This is a genomic window from Paraconexibacter antarcticus (assembly GCF_024220175.1).
GTDB classification, from domain to species: domain Bacteria; phylum Actinomycetota; class Thermoleophilia; order Solirubrobacterales; family Solirubrobacteraceae; genus Paraconexibacter; species Paraconexibacter antarcticus.
Map to the genome: position 1 here is coordinate 4,564,626 of NZ_CP098502.1, position 12,242 is coordinate 4,576,867.

Here is a 12,242-nt window from a genome sequence, read left to right on the forward strand (position 1 = left end):
CGGGGGCGGGGCGCGCGTCAGACCGTCGAGGCGGCGCGCAGCAGGAGGAAGACGGACACGGCGCAGCCGAGGACGAGGACGCCGAGCTCGCGGCGGAGGATCGCGACGACGATCGAGCGCTGGGCCGCCGGGTCGAGCTTCCCCACCGCGCCGGCGTCCTCCAGGCCGCGGGCGTCGAGGATCGTCTGGGCCGCGAGGGCGCGGAACTGCTCGGCGACGAACGACACGGCGATCGGCAGCCCGACGTAGAGGGCGTACAGGCCCGAGGCGGGGCGCAGGCCGCCGAGGTACAGGCCGCCGACGATGAGGGCGTGCAGGGCGAGCGACGCCTGCGCGACGCGGATGAAGCGCCACACCGCCGGGGGCGCGTCGTCGACCCGGTACCAGAGGAGCCCGCCCCAGGCGGCGGCCACGACGTTGATCGCGGCCGCCACGTAGGCGACCGTCTGCGCCGCCCCGGTCATGCGATGAGCCTCCGGCGCGTGCGGTCGACCGCGCCCCACCACATGAGCGCGGCGAAGAGCACGAGCGCGCCGACCCGCGCGAGGTCAGTCGGGTCGACGTCCCCGAAGGTGCAGTCGCGGACGAGCTCGACGCAGTGGTGCAGCGGGTTGAGCTCGGCGAGGATCCGGAACGCGAGCGGCAGCCCGGTGAGCGGGAAGAACGTCCCCGCGACGAGGAACAGCGGGGTGAAGAGCGCGCTCGTCACGTAGGAGAAGTCGTCGATCGAGCCGACGACGGCGCTGATGAGCGTGCCGGAGGCGGCGAACCCGAAGCCGGTGAGCATCGCGACGAGCGGGACGAAGATCGTCGTCCACGCCGGGTCCAGGCCGAAGGCGATGCCGACGAGGATCGGGACCGAGCCGAAGAGGCCCCCGCGGACGGCGAGCCACAGGACCTCGGCGGTCACGAGCTCCTCGACGTCGACCGGCGTGGAGAGGATCGCGTCGTACGTGCGCTGGAACTCCCGCTTGACGAACGAGCCGAACATCGCGTTGAACGCCGTCGAGAAGAGGACGGCGGTCGCGACCGTGCCGGTCGAGACGTAGTCGATGTAGTCGTGGCCGTCGACGCGGTGCACGAGCTGCCCGAAGCCGAGGCCGAAGGCGAGCAGGTAGACGACGGGCTGGACCGTCGAGGCGAAGACGCCCTGCTTCCACGCCGCGCCGAAGTTGATGACCTCGCGCATCATCACGCCGGTGATGGCGTCCCACTCGATGCGGCGTAAGCGGCGGGATGCCTCGCCCGGAGGGCTCGGATCCCGTGCGGGGTCTCGCCCGGGGGGCTCGTCCCCGCGGCGCGCGGGTTCCGACGGCGTCGCCATCAGGCCACCTCCTCTCCCGTGAGCTTCACGAACACGTCCTCGAGGCGGGAGGCGCGCGTCTCCCCCTCGGGCAGCCGGTCGCCGGCGCCCTCCGCGCCGAGGATCGCGACCGAGGTGCCGGTGCGCCGGGTCGAGAAGCCGGCGGCGCGCGCGGCGCCCTCGACCTCCTCCAGGCGGGCGGGCGGGCCGTAGACCTCGCGGACCTCGCGGCCGGCGTGGCGCGCGACGAGCTCCGCGGGCGGGCCCTCGTCGACCGCCTCGCCCGCGGCGACGATCGTCACCGTGTCGGCGAGGCGCTCCGCCTCCTCGATGTAGTGCGTCGTCATGAGGATCGAGGTGCCCTCGGTGCGCAGGCCGTCGATCATCGCCCACAGCTCCTGGCGCACCTGGGGGTCCAGGCCGACCGTCGGCTCGTCGAGGAGCAGCAGCCGCGGGCCGTGGAGCAGGGCGCGGGCGATGAGCAGGCGCCGCCGCATCCCGCCGGAGAGCGCGGTGACGACGGCGTCCGCGCGGGCGGTGAGCCGCGCGATCTCCAGGCCGCGGGCGACCGCCGCGTCCCGCTCGGCGGCGGGCACGCGGTAGAGCCGGGCGAAGATCCGCAGGTTGTCGCGGGCGCTGAGCGTCGTGTCGAGGTTGTCGAGCTGCGGGACGACGCCCATCTGCGCCCGCGCCTGCTTGGACTCCCTGGGGAGGCGGAAGCCGAGCACGCTGATCTCGCCGGAGTCCGGGCGCGTCTGGCCGGTGAGCATCCGCATCGTCGTGGACTTGCCCGCGCCGTTCGGGCCGAGCAGCCCGACGCACGTTCCCTCGGGCACGTCGAGGTCCAGACCCGCGACGGCGTGGACCGAGCCGAAGGACTTGCGCAGCGCGGTCACGGAGAGGGCGGAGGCCACGCAGGGCAGGGTACGCGTCACCCGGCTGACACCCCGTCACACAAGGTAGTGCGGAACCGCACAGGAGCAGCATTCGTGCGGGTTTCCGGCACGTTTCTCGCGCCGTCTGCCACTTAGTAGCAGCGCGTCACAAAGACCTGATAGAACGGTCGAGCATGCTGCGCGGATATCTCCCAGCGATCGTCTTCCTGGCCCTCGGCGTCGGGATCGGCAGCATCTTCGCCTCCCTCAACTCGCTGGTCGGCGTCAAGAAGAAGAAGATCCAGTCCAAGAACGACCCGTACGAGTGCGGGCTTCCCTCGGAGATCCAGCAGCGCTTCCGGTTCGGGATCAGCTTCTACCTGATCGCGATGCTCTTCATCCTGTTCGACATCGAGGTGCTGTTCCTCTACCCGGTGGCGATGAACCTCCGTGCGTTCGGCACCTTCGCCCTGGTCGAGATCATCGTGTTCGTCGTACTGCTGTTCGTGGCCTTCATCTACGTCTGGAGAAGGGGTGCCCTCGAATGGAGGTAGTCCGCTCGCAGCTCTCGCCGGCCTCCAAGGAGGACTTCCGGATCCAGCAGCGCCGGTCGCAGGACCTCCTGCGCGGTGACCTCGACGGCGAGGAGCTGGAGGCGTACGTCCAGTCGCGCATCATCACGACGACGCTCGACAAGGCCGTCGCCTGGGCCCGCGGCAACGCGATGTTCCCCGCGACCTTCGGCCTCGCCTGCTGCGCGATCGAGATGATGTCGATCGTCGCCGCGCGCGTCGACGTCGCCCGCTTCGGGTTCGAGGCATTCCGCGCCTCCCCGCGCCAGGCGGACCTCCTCATCCTCTCCGGCCGCGTCTCGATCAAGATGGCGCCGGTCGTCCGCCGCGTGTACGACCAGATGCTCGAGCCCAAGTGGGCGATCGCGATGGGCGCGTGCTCCTCGTCGATGGGCGTCTTCAACAACTACGCCATCGTGCCGGCCGACAAGTTCATGCCGGTCGACATCCACGTGCCCGGCTGCCCGCCCCGTCCCGAGGCGCTCATGCACGGGATCCTCAAGCTCCGCCAGCAGATCCAGCTCGACCCGGCCCTCGGCTGGCGCTCGCGCTACGGCGCCGAGAACACGATCGAGGTCCTGCCCGACGAGGGCGACGAGCTGCTGAAGGCGGCCGCCCAGGAGGACCCGGGCACGGCGATGGAGGTCCCGGGTGCCTGACCAGACCGGCCTCGAGCTGCTCGCGCAGACCGTGGGCGACGCCGTCCCGGACAGCGTCCTGCGCACCGTCCACTTCCGCGGGCAGGGCACGATCGAGGTCGCCCCGGGGGCGATCAACGACGTGCTGCAGGCGCTCAAGGGCGCCGGCTTCCGTGCGCTCTCCAGCGTCCACGGGGTCGACTACTACCCCGAGGAGCCGCGGCTCGGCGTCATCTACGAGCTGCTCGACATGACCGCGCTCGACCGCGTGCGCGTGAAGGTCCGCGTCACGGCCGACGAGCCGACCGTCCCGTCCGTCACCCCGCTGTGGCCGACCGCGAACCACCAGGAGCGCGAGGTCTTCGACATGTTCGGCGTCGTCTTCGACGGGCACCCGGACCCCCGCCGCATCCTCATGCCCGAGGACTACCAGGGCCACCCGCAGCGCCGCGACTTCCCCATCGGCGGCGAGCCGGTCCTCTTCACGAAGGACCAGGACACCGACTACACGCCGAAGGTGCGCGCATGAGCACCGTCGATCGCCCGGCCGGCGCGCCCGCGAAGAGCGCCTACCGCCAGATGGAGGAGTCGATCGACCTCTCCACGATGGAGCAGCCGCTGACGGGCTACGGCGACGGCGCCTCCCACGAGCTGCTGACGCTCAACATGGGCCCGCACCACCCCGCCACCCACGGGGTGCTGCGCCTCATCGTCACGCTCGACGGCGAGATCGTCCGCGACCTCAAGCCGATCATCGGCTACGTCCACACCGGCATCGAGAAGACCGCCGAGCAGAAGGCGTACTGGAAGGCCATCCCCGTCGTCGAGCGGATGGACTACCTCGCCTACTTCTTCAACTCCTACGCGTTCTGCGGCGCGGTCGAGACGCTCCTCGACTGCGAGGTCCCCAAGCGCGCGCAGTACCTCCGCGTCATCCACATGGAGCTCAACCGGATCATGAGCCACCTCGTGTGGCTCGGGACGAGCGCCCTGGACCTCGGCGCGATGTCGATGTTCTGGTACTGCTTCCGCGAGCGCGAGGCGATCCTCGACCTCTTCGAGTACTCGACCGGCCAGCGCATGCACACGCGCTACTTCCAGGTCGGCGGCGTCATGGAGGACATCCCCGCCGGCTGGGCCGCGAAGGTCAAGGAGTTCGCCGAGAAGATGCCGACGCGCGTCGACCAGTACGGCGCGCTGCTGAACAAGAACGAGATCCTGCTGCAGCGCCTGCGCGGGGTCTGCCCGCTGGGCGAGGCCGAGCTCCTCGAGCTCGGCGTGACCGGTCCGCTCCTGCGTGCCGCCGGCAACCCGTGGGACCTGCGCAAGGCGATGCCGTACTCCTCCTACGAGGACTTCGATTTCCAGATCCCGGTCGGCACCACCGGCGACAACTACGACCGCTACGCGTGCCGCCTGCAGGAGCTGAAGGAGTCCTCGAAGATCATCCTCCAGGCCCTCGAGGGCCTGCCCGAGGGGCCGCACATCACCGGCGACCGCAAGATCTCGCTGCCCCCGCGTCACGAGCTGGCGACGTCGATGGAGGCGCTGATCCACCACTTCAAGCTCGTCACCGAGGGCTTCCGCGTCCCCGAGGGCGAGGCGTACTTCCCGATCGAGGGGCCCCGTGGCGAGCTCGGCTGCTTCGTCCGGTCCGACGGGTCCTCCAAGCCCGCGCGCGTCCACATGCGCGACCCCTCGTTCGTCAACCTGCAGGCGACGGCCCCCATGTGCAAGGACGCCTACATCGCCGACCTCATCGCGACGCTCGCGATGATCGACCCGGTGCTCGGAGGGATCGACCGCTGATGGCCCGCAACCGCCCCGTCCGGTCCTCCGCGACCGGCCACCTCACCGGCGAGGGCCTGCAGCCGGTCCCGCGCTACGCGCACGGCTCCCGCGTCCCCGGCTGGGACGACGCCGTCGACCTGACGAAGGACCCCGCCGGCGTTCCGGACCCGGCCGTCGTCGCGGTCCCCGCGGACCTGCGCGCGCAGATCGAGGACTTCATGTCGCGCTACCCGGACGCGCGCTCGGCCGCGATCCCGGCCCTGCGCGCCGCCCAGGAGAAGTACGGCTGGTGCTCCCCGGACGCGATCGAGCAGGTCGCCTGCGTCATGCGCCTGACGCCCGGGTACCTCGCCGCCGTGGCCGGCTTCTACGACCAGCTGGAGACGCGCCCGGTCGGCCACCGCCCGGTCTACGTCTGCACGAACATCTCCTGCTCGCTCCGTGGTGCCGACGCGCTGCTCGCGTCGCTGCAGGACGAGCTGCACGACGACGAGACGGTGAACCTGCGGGGGTTCGAGTGCCTCGGCGCGTGCGACATCGCGCCGATGGTCTCCGTCGAGGGCGTCTACGTCGGTCCCGTCGAGTCCCCCGAGGAGATCGCCGAGCTCGCGCGGCAGATCCGCGCCGGCGAGGACCCCCTCCCCGAGAAGCAGCTGCTGCGCCGCCCGTGCCAGGACCCGGGCGCCGTCTCCTAAGTCCCCGCTACCGCCTCCCCCGCCGCCATGAGCCAGAAGATCCTCTTCAAGAACATCGACGAGCCCGGTCTCGCGACGCTCGACGTCTACCGCGCCCGCGGCGGGTACGGCGACCGCCTGCGCAAGGCCCTTTCCATGCCGAAGGACGCCCTCGTCGAGGAGCTCAAGGCCTCCGGCCTGCGCGGCCGCGGCGGCGCCGGCTTCTCGATGGGCACGAAGGCCTCCTTCCTGCCCAAGGGCCAGATGGACAAGTACCTCGTCTGCAACGCGGACGAGTCCGAGCCCGGCACCTTCAAGGACCGCGAGCTCATGCAGAAGTGCCCGCACATGCTCATCGAGGGCATGATCATCGCGGCGTACGCGGCGGGCGCGAACAAGGCCTTCATCTACATCCGCGGCGAGTACCAGCAGCAGGCGGAGATCCTCGAGCGCGCGATCGAGGAGGCCAAGGCGGCCGGCCTGCTCGGCGACCGCCTGATGGGGACCGACACCTCGCTCACCCTCTGGGTGCACCGCGGCGCCGGCGCCTACATCTGCGGCGAGGAGACCGGCCTGCTCGACTCGCTGGAGGGCAAGCGCGGCAACCCGCGCCTGAAGCCGCCGTTCCCGGCCAACCAGGGCCTCTACCAGGGCCCGACCCTCATCAACAACGTCGAGACGCTCGCGACGCTGCCCCACATCATCGAGATGGGCGCGAGCGAGTACGCGAAGATCGGCGTGCAGAACTCCACCGGCACGAAGCTCATCTCCATCTCGGGCCACGTCATGCGGCCGGGCAACTACGAGATCGAGCTCGGCATGTCCTCGCGGGACATCATCTACGGCCTCGCCGGCGGCCCGGGCGATGGCCGCAGCGTGAAGATGTGGTTCCCCGGCGGCTCGTCCTCCCCCGTCCTCACGGGCGACGACCTCGACCTCCCCTACGACTTCGACTCGATGGCGAAGGCCGGCACGATGCTCGGCTCCGGCGCGATCATCATCGTCGACGACCAGACCTCAGTCGTGGACGTCGCGCTGAAGACCGCCCAGTTCTACCGCCACGAGTCCTGCGGCAAGTGCACCCCCTGCCGCGAGGGCACGAACTGGACGGTGAAGATGCTCGAGCGCATCAAGAGCGGCGAGGCCACCCCGATGGACCTCGACCTCATGGCCTCCGTCTGCGAGAACATCATCGGCCACTGCCTCTGCGTCCTCGGCGACGCGATGGCGATGCCGATCGGCTCGATGGTGAAGAAGTTCCGCACCGAGTTCGAGGAGTACATCGAGATGGCCCGCGCGCGCGCCGAGCGCGAGCTCATGGCCGGCCTGTCCTCCGCTCCGGCCGCCCAGCCCCACCACCCGGTCGCGGCCTAGATGCCCCGCCCCGAGCCGAAGACCATCACCTTCACGATCGACGGTCGTGAGGTGCAGGCCCCCGAGAACACGATCCTCGTCGACGCCGCCAAGCTCGGCGACGTCGAGATCCCCGTCTTCTGCTACGAGCCGAAGCTCGGCGCGCCCGTCGGCGCCTGCCGCATGTGCCTCGTCGAGATCGAGGGCATCCCGAAGCTCCAGACCGGCTGCTCCACGCCGGTGAAGGACGGCATGGTCGTCCACACCCAGACCGACCGGGTGAGGGAGGCGCAGGCGGCCGTCGTCGAGTTCCTCCTCATCAACCACCCGCTCGACTGCCCCGTCTGCGACAAGGGCGGCGAGTGCCCCCTGCAGGACATCTCCTTCGGCTGGGGCGGCGGCCGGTCCCGCTTCATCGAGCCCAAGCGCCACTTCCAGAAGCCGCTCGAGCTCAGCCCGCTCATCGCGATCGACCGCGAGCGCTGCATCCTCTGCTACCGCTGCGTGCGCTTCTCGCAGGAGGTCTCCGAGGACTACCAGCTCATCCTCCACGAGCGTGGCGCCCAGACGTTCGTCGGCACCTTCGACGGGCACCCGTACGTCGCGCCGTTCAGCGGCAACATCATCGAGCTGTGCCCCGTCGGTGCGCTCACCTCGCGCCCGTACCGCTTCCGCGCCCGGCCGTGGGACATCGAGGGCTCCGGCTCGGTCTGCGGCCTGTGCCCGTCGCAGTGCAACGTCACCTTCACCGTCCGCGACGACCGCGTCCTGCGCGTCCTGGCCCGTCAGAACGACGGCGTGGACGACGGCTGGCTCTGCGACCGCGGGCGCTTCGCCTACCAGGCGATCCACGTCGACGAGCGCATCACCGAGCCGCTGCTGCGCGACGGCGGCACGCTGCGCCCGGTCTCCTGGGAGCGCGCCCTCGACGAGGCCGCGTCGCTCCTGAAGAAGGCCGGCTCCCGCGTCGGCGCCCTCGCGGGCGGCGGCACGACGAACGAGGAGGGCTTCCTCCTCCAGCGCCTCGTCCGCGAGGTCGCGGGCTCCGAGCACCTCGACGCTGCCGGGATCGACCCGGTCGACGCGTGGACGCTGCTCGACCCCGCGCTCCAGGCCTCGATGCAGGACGTCGAGTACGCCCACACGGTCCTCGTCGTCGGCACGGAGCCGGTCGACGACATGCCGATCCTCGACCTGCGGATCCGCAAGGGCGTCCGCCGCAACCGCGTGAAGCTCGCGGTCGCCACGCCGCGCCCGTCCTCCCTCGACGCGAACGCCGCGCTGTCGCTGCGCTACGCCCCGGGCGGCGAGGGCGCGTTCGTCGCGGCCCTCACGGCCGCCGTCTACGGCGGCGACATCGAGGCCCCCGCCGCGGCCGCCGACGCGTCCGTCGACGAGATCCGCGCGCTCGCCGAGCTCCTGCGCACCGGCGGCGACGGTGCGCCGGGCGACGTGGTCATCGTCTGGGGCACCTCGATGCTCGCGGCCGACGGCGGCGCCGTCGCCCCCGCGCTGCTGAAGCTCGCCTCCGGCCTGAACCTCTCCGGCCGCGAGGGCGGCGGCCTGCTCGCCGTCCCCGCCGCGGCGAACGAGCGCGGCCTCCTGGAGGCCGGGTTCGCCCCGGGCATGGCGCCCGGCTTCGGCGAGACGGACGGCGAAGGCGAGGCCCACGCGGTCGCCGGCATCGCCGCCGCGCTCCGCGCCGGTGACCTCACCGCGCTGTACCTCCTGCACGACGACCCGCTCGTCACGCGCGCCGACACCCACGGGTGGGACCACGCGCTCGAGAAGACGACGGCCGTCATCGCCCACTCGCAGTTCCTCACCGCGGGGCTCCTCGAGCACGCGAACGTCGTCTTCCCGGCCGAGTCGTACGCCGAGAAGGAGGGGACGATCACCCACCCCGACGGCCGCGTGCAGCGCCTGCGCCCCGCGATCGGCCGCCAGGGCTCGGTCCGCGCCGAGTGGTGGGTCCTCACCGAGCTCGCGAAGCGCCTCGGCACCGACTTCGGCGTCCTCACGGGCGCCATGGCCTCGCAGCAGCTCTTCGCCGCGGTCCCGTTCTACAACGGGCTCACGCTCGACACGATCGGCGGCAAGGGCGTGCGCTGGCCGGCCGACGCCGCCCTCGCCGCGGCGTACCCGGCCGCCCCCGAGGCGCGCCGCGACGCCGTCTACGCCGAGGCCGCCGAGCCGAACGGCGCGCTGCGCCTGGGCACCTTCCGCTCGATCTGGGTCGGCGCCGACGTCGAGGCGTCCCCCGCCCTGAAGTTCCTCGCCCCCCGCCAGATGGTGGAGATGGCCCCGTCGGACGCGCAGCGCCTCGGCGTGCGCCACGGCGAGAAGGTCCTCGTCGGCGGCGACGGCGCGAGCGTCGAGGCGATCGTCGCCCTGCGCGACGCGGCGCTGCCCGGCAGCGTCTTCCTCCAGACCGGCATCACGACGAACGCAGCGAACGTCCTCGACGGCCCGCTCGTGGAGATCCGCAAGGCATGAACACCCTCTCCGGCCCGCTGGCCGAGGTCAGCTACTACGAGCCCTGGTGGATCCAGATCATCAAGGCGATCGTCATCTTCGCCGTGATCCTGCAGGTCCAGCCGATCATCATCGTCGGCGAGCGCAAGGGCCTCGGCCGGTTCCAGGGCCGCTACGGGCCGAACCGCGTCGGCCCCTTCGGCCTCGCGACGCCGCTCGCGGACATCATCAAGCTCGCGACGAAGGAGCAGTTCCGCCCGGACAGCTCGATCGGCTGGATGTTCGCCCTCGCGCCGGTCATCTCGTGCGTCACCGCCATCGGCGCGATCGCGATCATCCCGTTCGGCGACACGCAGGACATCTTCGGCACGCCGGTCGGCCTCTACGGCATCGACGTGTCGATCGGCCCGCTCTTCGTCTTCGCCATGGGCGCGGTCGCCTTCTACGGGATCATGCTCGGCGGCTTCTCCTCGGGCTCGAAGTACTCGTTCCTCGGGTCGATGCGCGCCGCGGCGCAGCTCATCTCCTACGAGGTCTCGCAGGGCCTCGCGCTCGTCGGCGTCGTCATGACGGCCCAGACGCTGTCGCTGACGGAGATCGTCCACGCCCAGCAGGGCATGTGGTACATCGTCCCGCAGTTCGCCGGCTTCCTCATCTTCCTCACCGCGTCCTTCGCGGAGACGAACCGCGCGCCCTTCGACCTCGTCGAGGCGGACGCCGAGCTCGTCGGCGGCTACTTCACCGAGTACGGCGGGACGCGCTTCACCGCCTACCTCTTCGCCGAGTACATCAACATGTGCGTCGTCTCGCTCATCTGCGTGACGGTGTTCCTCGGCGGCTGGCTGTTGCCCTTCGGCATCCACCCGCCCGGCTGGGTCGACCCCTTCATCGTGCTCGGCAAGGCCGGTCTCTTCATCTTCTTCTTCATCTGGGTCCGCGCGACGCTCCCGCGCCTGCGCTACGACCAGCTGATGAGCTTCGGCTGGAAGATCCTCCTGCCCCTGGCCACCCTGAACACGCTCGTGACGGCGATCATCATCGTCGCGACGGACTGAGAGGCCCCGCATGTCCTGGACCCCTGGAGACGACGCGATCCACGTCGTCCGCCCCCCTGCCCCCGGCGCCGCCGGCGGCACGTATCGCGTGTTCGCCGAGACGCTCCGCGGCCTGAAGACGACCTTCGCCCGTGTCGCCGAGGGCGTGCACACGATCCAGTACCCCGAGCAGAAGGTGCCGGTGTACCCCCGCTTCCGCGGCCGTCACCGCCTCCACAAGTTCGAGGACACCGGCCTGGAGAAGTGCGTCGGCTGCTCGTTGTGCGCCGCCGCCTGCCCCGCCGACTGCATCCGCGTCGTCGCCGCCGAGAACACGCCGGAGCACCGCGTGTCCGCCGGCGAACGGTACGCCGCGGTGTACGAGATCAACCTCTCGCGCTGCATCTTCTGCGGCTACTGCGAGGTCGCGTGCCCGTTCGACGCGATCACCATGGGCAACGACTACGAGATGAGCGACTACCAGCGCTCGGACCTGATCTTCACGAAGGAGATGCTCCTCGCCGAGCCCGTCGAGCGCACGCCGCTCCGGGCCGAGGGCGAGTAGCTTTCCCCGCGCATCGTCATGGCCGAGGTCCTCTTCTTCATCACCGCGATCGGCGCGATCACCGGCGCCGTCGGCGTAATCGCCGTCCGGAACCCCTTCTACAGCGTGCTCGCGCTGGTCTGCCACCTGATCAGCCTCGCGATGCTCTTCCTCCTGCTCCGCAGCGAGTTCGTCGCGGCGGCCCAGGTGATCGTCTACGCCGGCGCCGTCATGGTGCTCTACGTCTTCGTCGTCTCGTACGTCGGCGGCAGCGACGAGCCCATCAGCGCGAACACCGGCCGCGGCTTCAAGCTCGCGTCGGTGGCCTTCGCGCTCGCGCTGTTCGTCGAGCTGTCGATCGCGATCCTCGGAACCGGCCTGCAGGCCGTCAGCTCGCAGGGCGCGCCGTACGTGGCGGGCTTCGGCTCGCCGGCGGAGATCGGCAAGCTGCTCCTCACCGACTACCTCCTTCCCTTCGAGGTCGCCTCCTTCCTGCTGCTGATCGCGGCGGTCGGCGCGGTGACGCTCGCCCGCCGCCGTGGCGGTCTGGAGACGCCGGAGGAGCTCAGCCGCCTCAGCGTCCTGGACATCACGCGCCCGAAGATCACCGGCACGATGGCCGAGGGCGTCGGCGGCGCGCGCCGTCTCGAGGCCCCGGCCCCGGAAGAGGTGGTCTGACCATGGACATGTCCTGGTTCCTCGTCGTCAGCGCGCTGATCTTCTGCATCGGCGCCTTCGGCGTGCTCACCCGCCGCAACCCGCTCGTCGTCCTGCTGTGTCTCGAGCTCATGCTCAACGCGGCGAACCTCGCGCTCATCGCCTTCTCCCGCATGCACGGCAACTCCGACGGTCAGATCTTCGCGATCATCGTCATGGTCGTCGCCGCCTGCGAGGTCACCGTCGGCCTCGGCGTGATCGTCGCGATGTACCGCCGGCGGGTCCCGATCGACGTCGACGAGCTCCGCGAGCTCCAGGGCTAGGCA

14 protein-coding genes are annotated in these 12,242 nt (G+C 70.8%); 11 read left to right on the forward strand and 3 right to left on the reverse strand.

Annotated elements, in window-relative coordinates; genetic code table 11:
- Positions 1 to 17: 17 nt before the first annotated feature.
- The 3 genes from NBH00_RS22405 to NBH00_RS22415 are packed head-to-tail and all read right to left on the reverse strand — an operon-like array spanning position 18 to position 2,217.
- Entirely contained in the window at positions 18 to 464 is a 447-nt protein-coding gene (locus NBH00_RS22405; RefSeq protein ID WP_254570789.1) for a hypothetical protein, read from the reverse strand.
- Positions 461 to 1,324, reverse strand: a complete 864-nt coding sequence (locus NBH00_RS22410) for an ABC transporter permease (RefSeq protein WP_254570790.1) — start codon at positions 1,322 to 1,324, stop codon at positions 461 to 463. Before NBH00_RS22410 ends, NBH00_RS22405 begins: the two co-directional genes overlap by 4 nt.
- Positions 1,324 to 2,217 (reverse strand): ABC transporter ATP-binding protein, encoded by an 894-nt coding sequence (locus NBH00_RS22415; protein ID WP_254570791.1) that lies wholly within the window; start codon positions 2,215 to 2,217, stop codon positions 1,324 to 1,326. Before NBH00_RS22415 ends, NBH00_RS22410 begins: the two co-directional genes overlap by 1 nt.
- A 155-nt stretch (positions 2,218 to 2,372) precedes the next feature.
- On the opposite strand from NBH00_RS22415, the gene NBH00_RS22420 reads away from it, so the two are divergent.
- Genes NBH00_RS22420 through nuoK form a run of 11 tightly spaced genes read left to right on the forward strand, consistent with a single transcriptional unit; the run spans position 2,373 to position 12,239 of the window.
- Entirely contained in the window at positions 2,373 to 2,732 is a 360-nt protein-coding gene (locus NBH00_RS22420; protein ID WP_254570792.1) for an NADH-quinone oxidoreductase subunit A, read from the forward strand.
- Entirely contained in the window at positions 2,723 to 3,409 is a 687-nt protein-coding gene (locus tag NBH00_RS22425; RefSeq protein ID WP_254570793.1) for an NADH-quinone oxidoreductase subunit B, read from the forward strand. The genes NBH00_RS22420 and NBH00_RS22425 overlap by 10 nt, the downstream gene beginning before the upstream one ends.
- Positions 3,402 to 3,917, forward strand: a complete 516-nt coding sequence (locus NBH00_RS22430; protein WP_254570794.1) for an NADH-quinone oxidoreductase subunit C — start codon at positions 3,402 to 3,404, stop codon at positions 3,915 to 3,917. Before NBH00_RS22425 ends, NBH00_RS22430 begins: the two co-directional genes overlap by 8 nt.
- A 50-nt stretch (positions 3,918 to 3,967) precedes the next feature.
- Complete coding sequence (gene nuoD / locus NBH00_RS22435) at positions 3,968 to 5,197, forward strand: NADH dehydrogenase (quinone) subunit D (RefSeq protein ID WP_367401354.1); 1,230 nt, start codon at positions 3,968 to 3,970, stop codon at positions 5,195 to 5,197.
- Positions 5,197 to 5,874, forward strand: coding sequence for an NADH-quinone oxidoreductase subunit NuoE family protein (locus NBH00_RS22440; RefSeq protein ID WP_254570796.1), 678 nt, complete (start codon positions 5,197 to 5,199; stop codon positions 5,872 to 5,874). Before nuoD ends, NBH00_RS22440 begins: the two co-directional genes overlap by 1 nt.
- Before the next feature lie 27 nt (positions 5,875 to 5,901).
- Complete coding sequence (gene nuoF, locus NBH00_RS22445) at positions 5,902 to 7,227, forward strand: NADH-quinone oxidoreductase subunit NuoF (protein ID WP_254570797.1); 1,326 nt, start codon at positions 5,902 to 5,904, stop codon at positions 7,225 to 7,227.
- Complete coding sequence (nuoG, locus tag NBH00_RS22450) at positions 7,228 to 9,702, forward strand: NADH-quinone oxidoreductase subunit NuoG (RefSeq protein WP_254570798.1); 2,475 nt, start codon at positions 7,228 to 7,230, stop codon at positions 9,700 to 9,702.
- Positions 9,699 to 10,736: an NADH-quinone oxidoreductase subunit NuoH gene (gene nuoH / locus NBH00_RS22455; protein ID WP_254570799.1), complete on the forward strand. Its 1,038-nt coding sequence runs from the start codon at positions 9,699 to 9,701 to the stop codon at positions 10,734 to 10,736. Before nuoG ends, nuoH begins: the two co-directional genes overlap by 4 nt.
- A 10-nt stretch (positions 10,737 to 10,746) precedes the next feature.
- On the forward strand, positions 10,747 to 11,280 hold the full coding sequence (gene nuoI / locus NBH00_RS22460; RefSeq protein WP_254570800.1) for an NADH-quinone oxidoreductase subunit NuoI: 534 nt from the start codon (positions 10,747 to 10,749) through the stop codon (positions 11,278 to 11,280).
- Positions 11,281 to 11,298: 18 nt separating this feature from the next.
- Positions 11,299 to 11,937, forward strand: a complete 639-nt coding sequence (locus NBH00_RS22465; RefSeq protein ID WP_254570801.1) for an NADH-quinone oxidoreductase subunit J family protein — start codon at positions 11,299 to 11,301, stop codon at positions 11,935 to 11,937.
- Between the two features lie 2 nt (positions 11,938 to 11,939).
- Positions 11,940 to 12,239: an NADH-quinone oxidoreductase subunit NuoK gene (gene nuoK, locus NBH00_RS22470; protein ID WP_254570802.1), complete on the forward strand. Its 300-nt coding sequence runs from the start codon at positions 11,940 to 11,942 to the stop codon at positions 12,237 to 12,239.
- The last annotated feature ends 3 nt before the right edge of the window (positions 12,240 to 12,242 follow it).

Coding starts and splice junctions, on each gene's coding strand:
- NBH00_RS22405 (WP_254570789.1), bottom strand. CDS start 464: ATGACCGGGGCGGCGCAGACGGTCGCCTACGTGGCGGCCGCGATCAAC.
- NBH00_RS22410 (WP_254570790.1), bottom strand. CDS start 1,324: ATGGCGACGCCGTCGGAACCCGCGCGCCGCGGGGACGAGCCCCCCGGG.
- NBH00_RS22420 (WP_254570792.1), top strand. CDS start 2,373: ATGCTGCGCGGATATCTCCCAGCGATCGTCTTCCTGGCCCTCGGCGTC.
- NBH00_RS22425 (WP_254570793.1), top strand. CDS start 2,723: ATGGAGGTAGTCCGCTCGCAGCTCTCGCCGGCCTCCAAGGAGGACTTC.
- nuoD (WP_367401354.1), top strand. CDS start 3,968: ATGGAGGAGTCGATCGACCTCTCCACGATGGAGCAGCCGCTGACGGGC.
- NBH00_RS22440 (WP_254570796.1), top strand. CDS start 5,197: ATGGCCCGCAACCGCCCCGTCCGGTCCTCCGCGACCGGCCACCTCACC.
- nuoF (WP_254570797.1), top strand. CDS start 5,902: ATGAGCCAGAAGATCCTCTTCAAGAACATCGACGAGCCCGGTCTCGCG.
- nuoG (WP_254570798.1), top strand. CDS start 7,228: ATGCCCCGCCCCGAGCCGAAGACCATCACCTTCACGATCGACGGTCGT.
- nuoH (WP_254570799.1), top strand. CDS start 9,699: ATGAACACCCTCTCCGGCCCGCTGGCCGAGGTCAGCTACTACGAGCCC.
- nuoI (WP_254570800.1), top strand. CDS start 10,747: ATGTCCTGGACCCCTGGAGACGACGCGATCCACGTCGTCCGCCCCCCT.
- NBH00_RS22465 (WP_254570801.1), top strand. CDS start 11,299: ATGGCCGAGGTCCTCTTCTTCATCACCGCGATCGGCGCGATCACCGGC.
- nuoK (WP_254570802.1), top strand. CDS start 11,940: ATGGACATGTCCTGGTTCCTCGTCGTCAGCGCGCTGATCTTCTGCATC.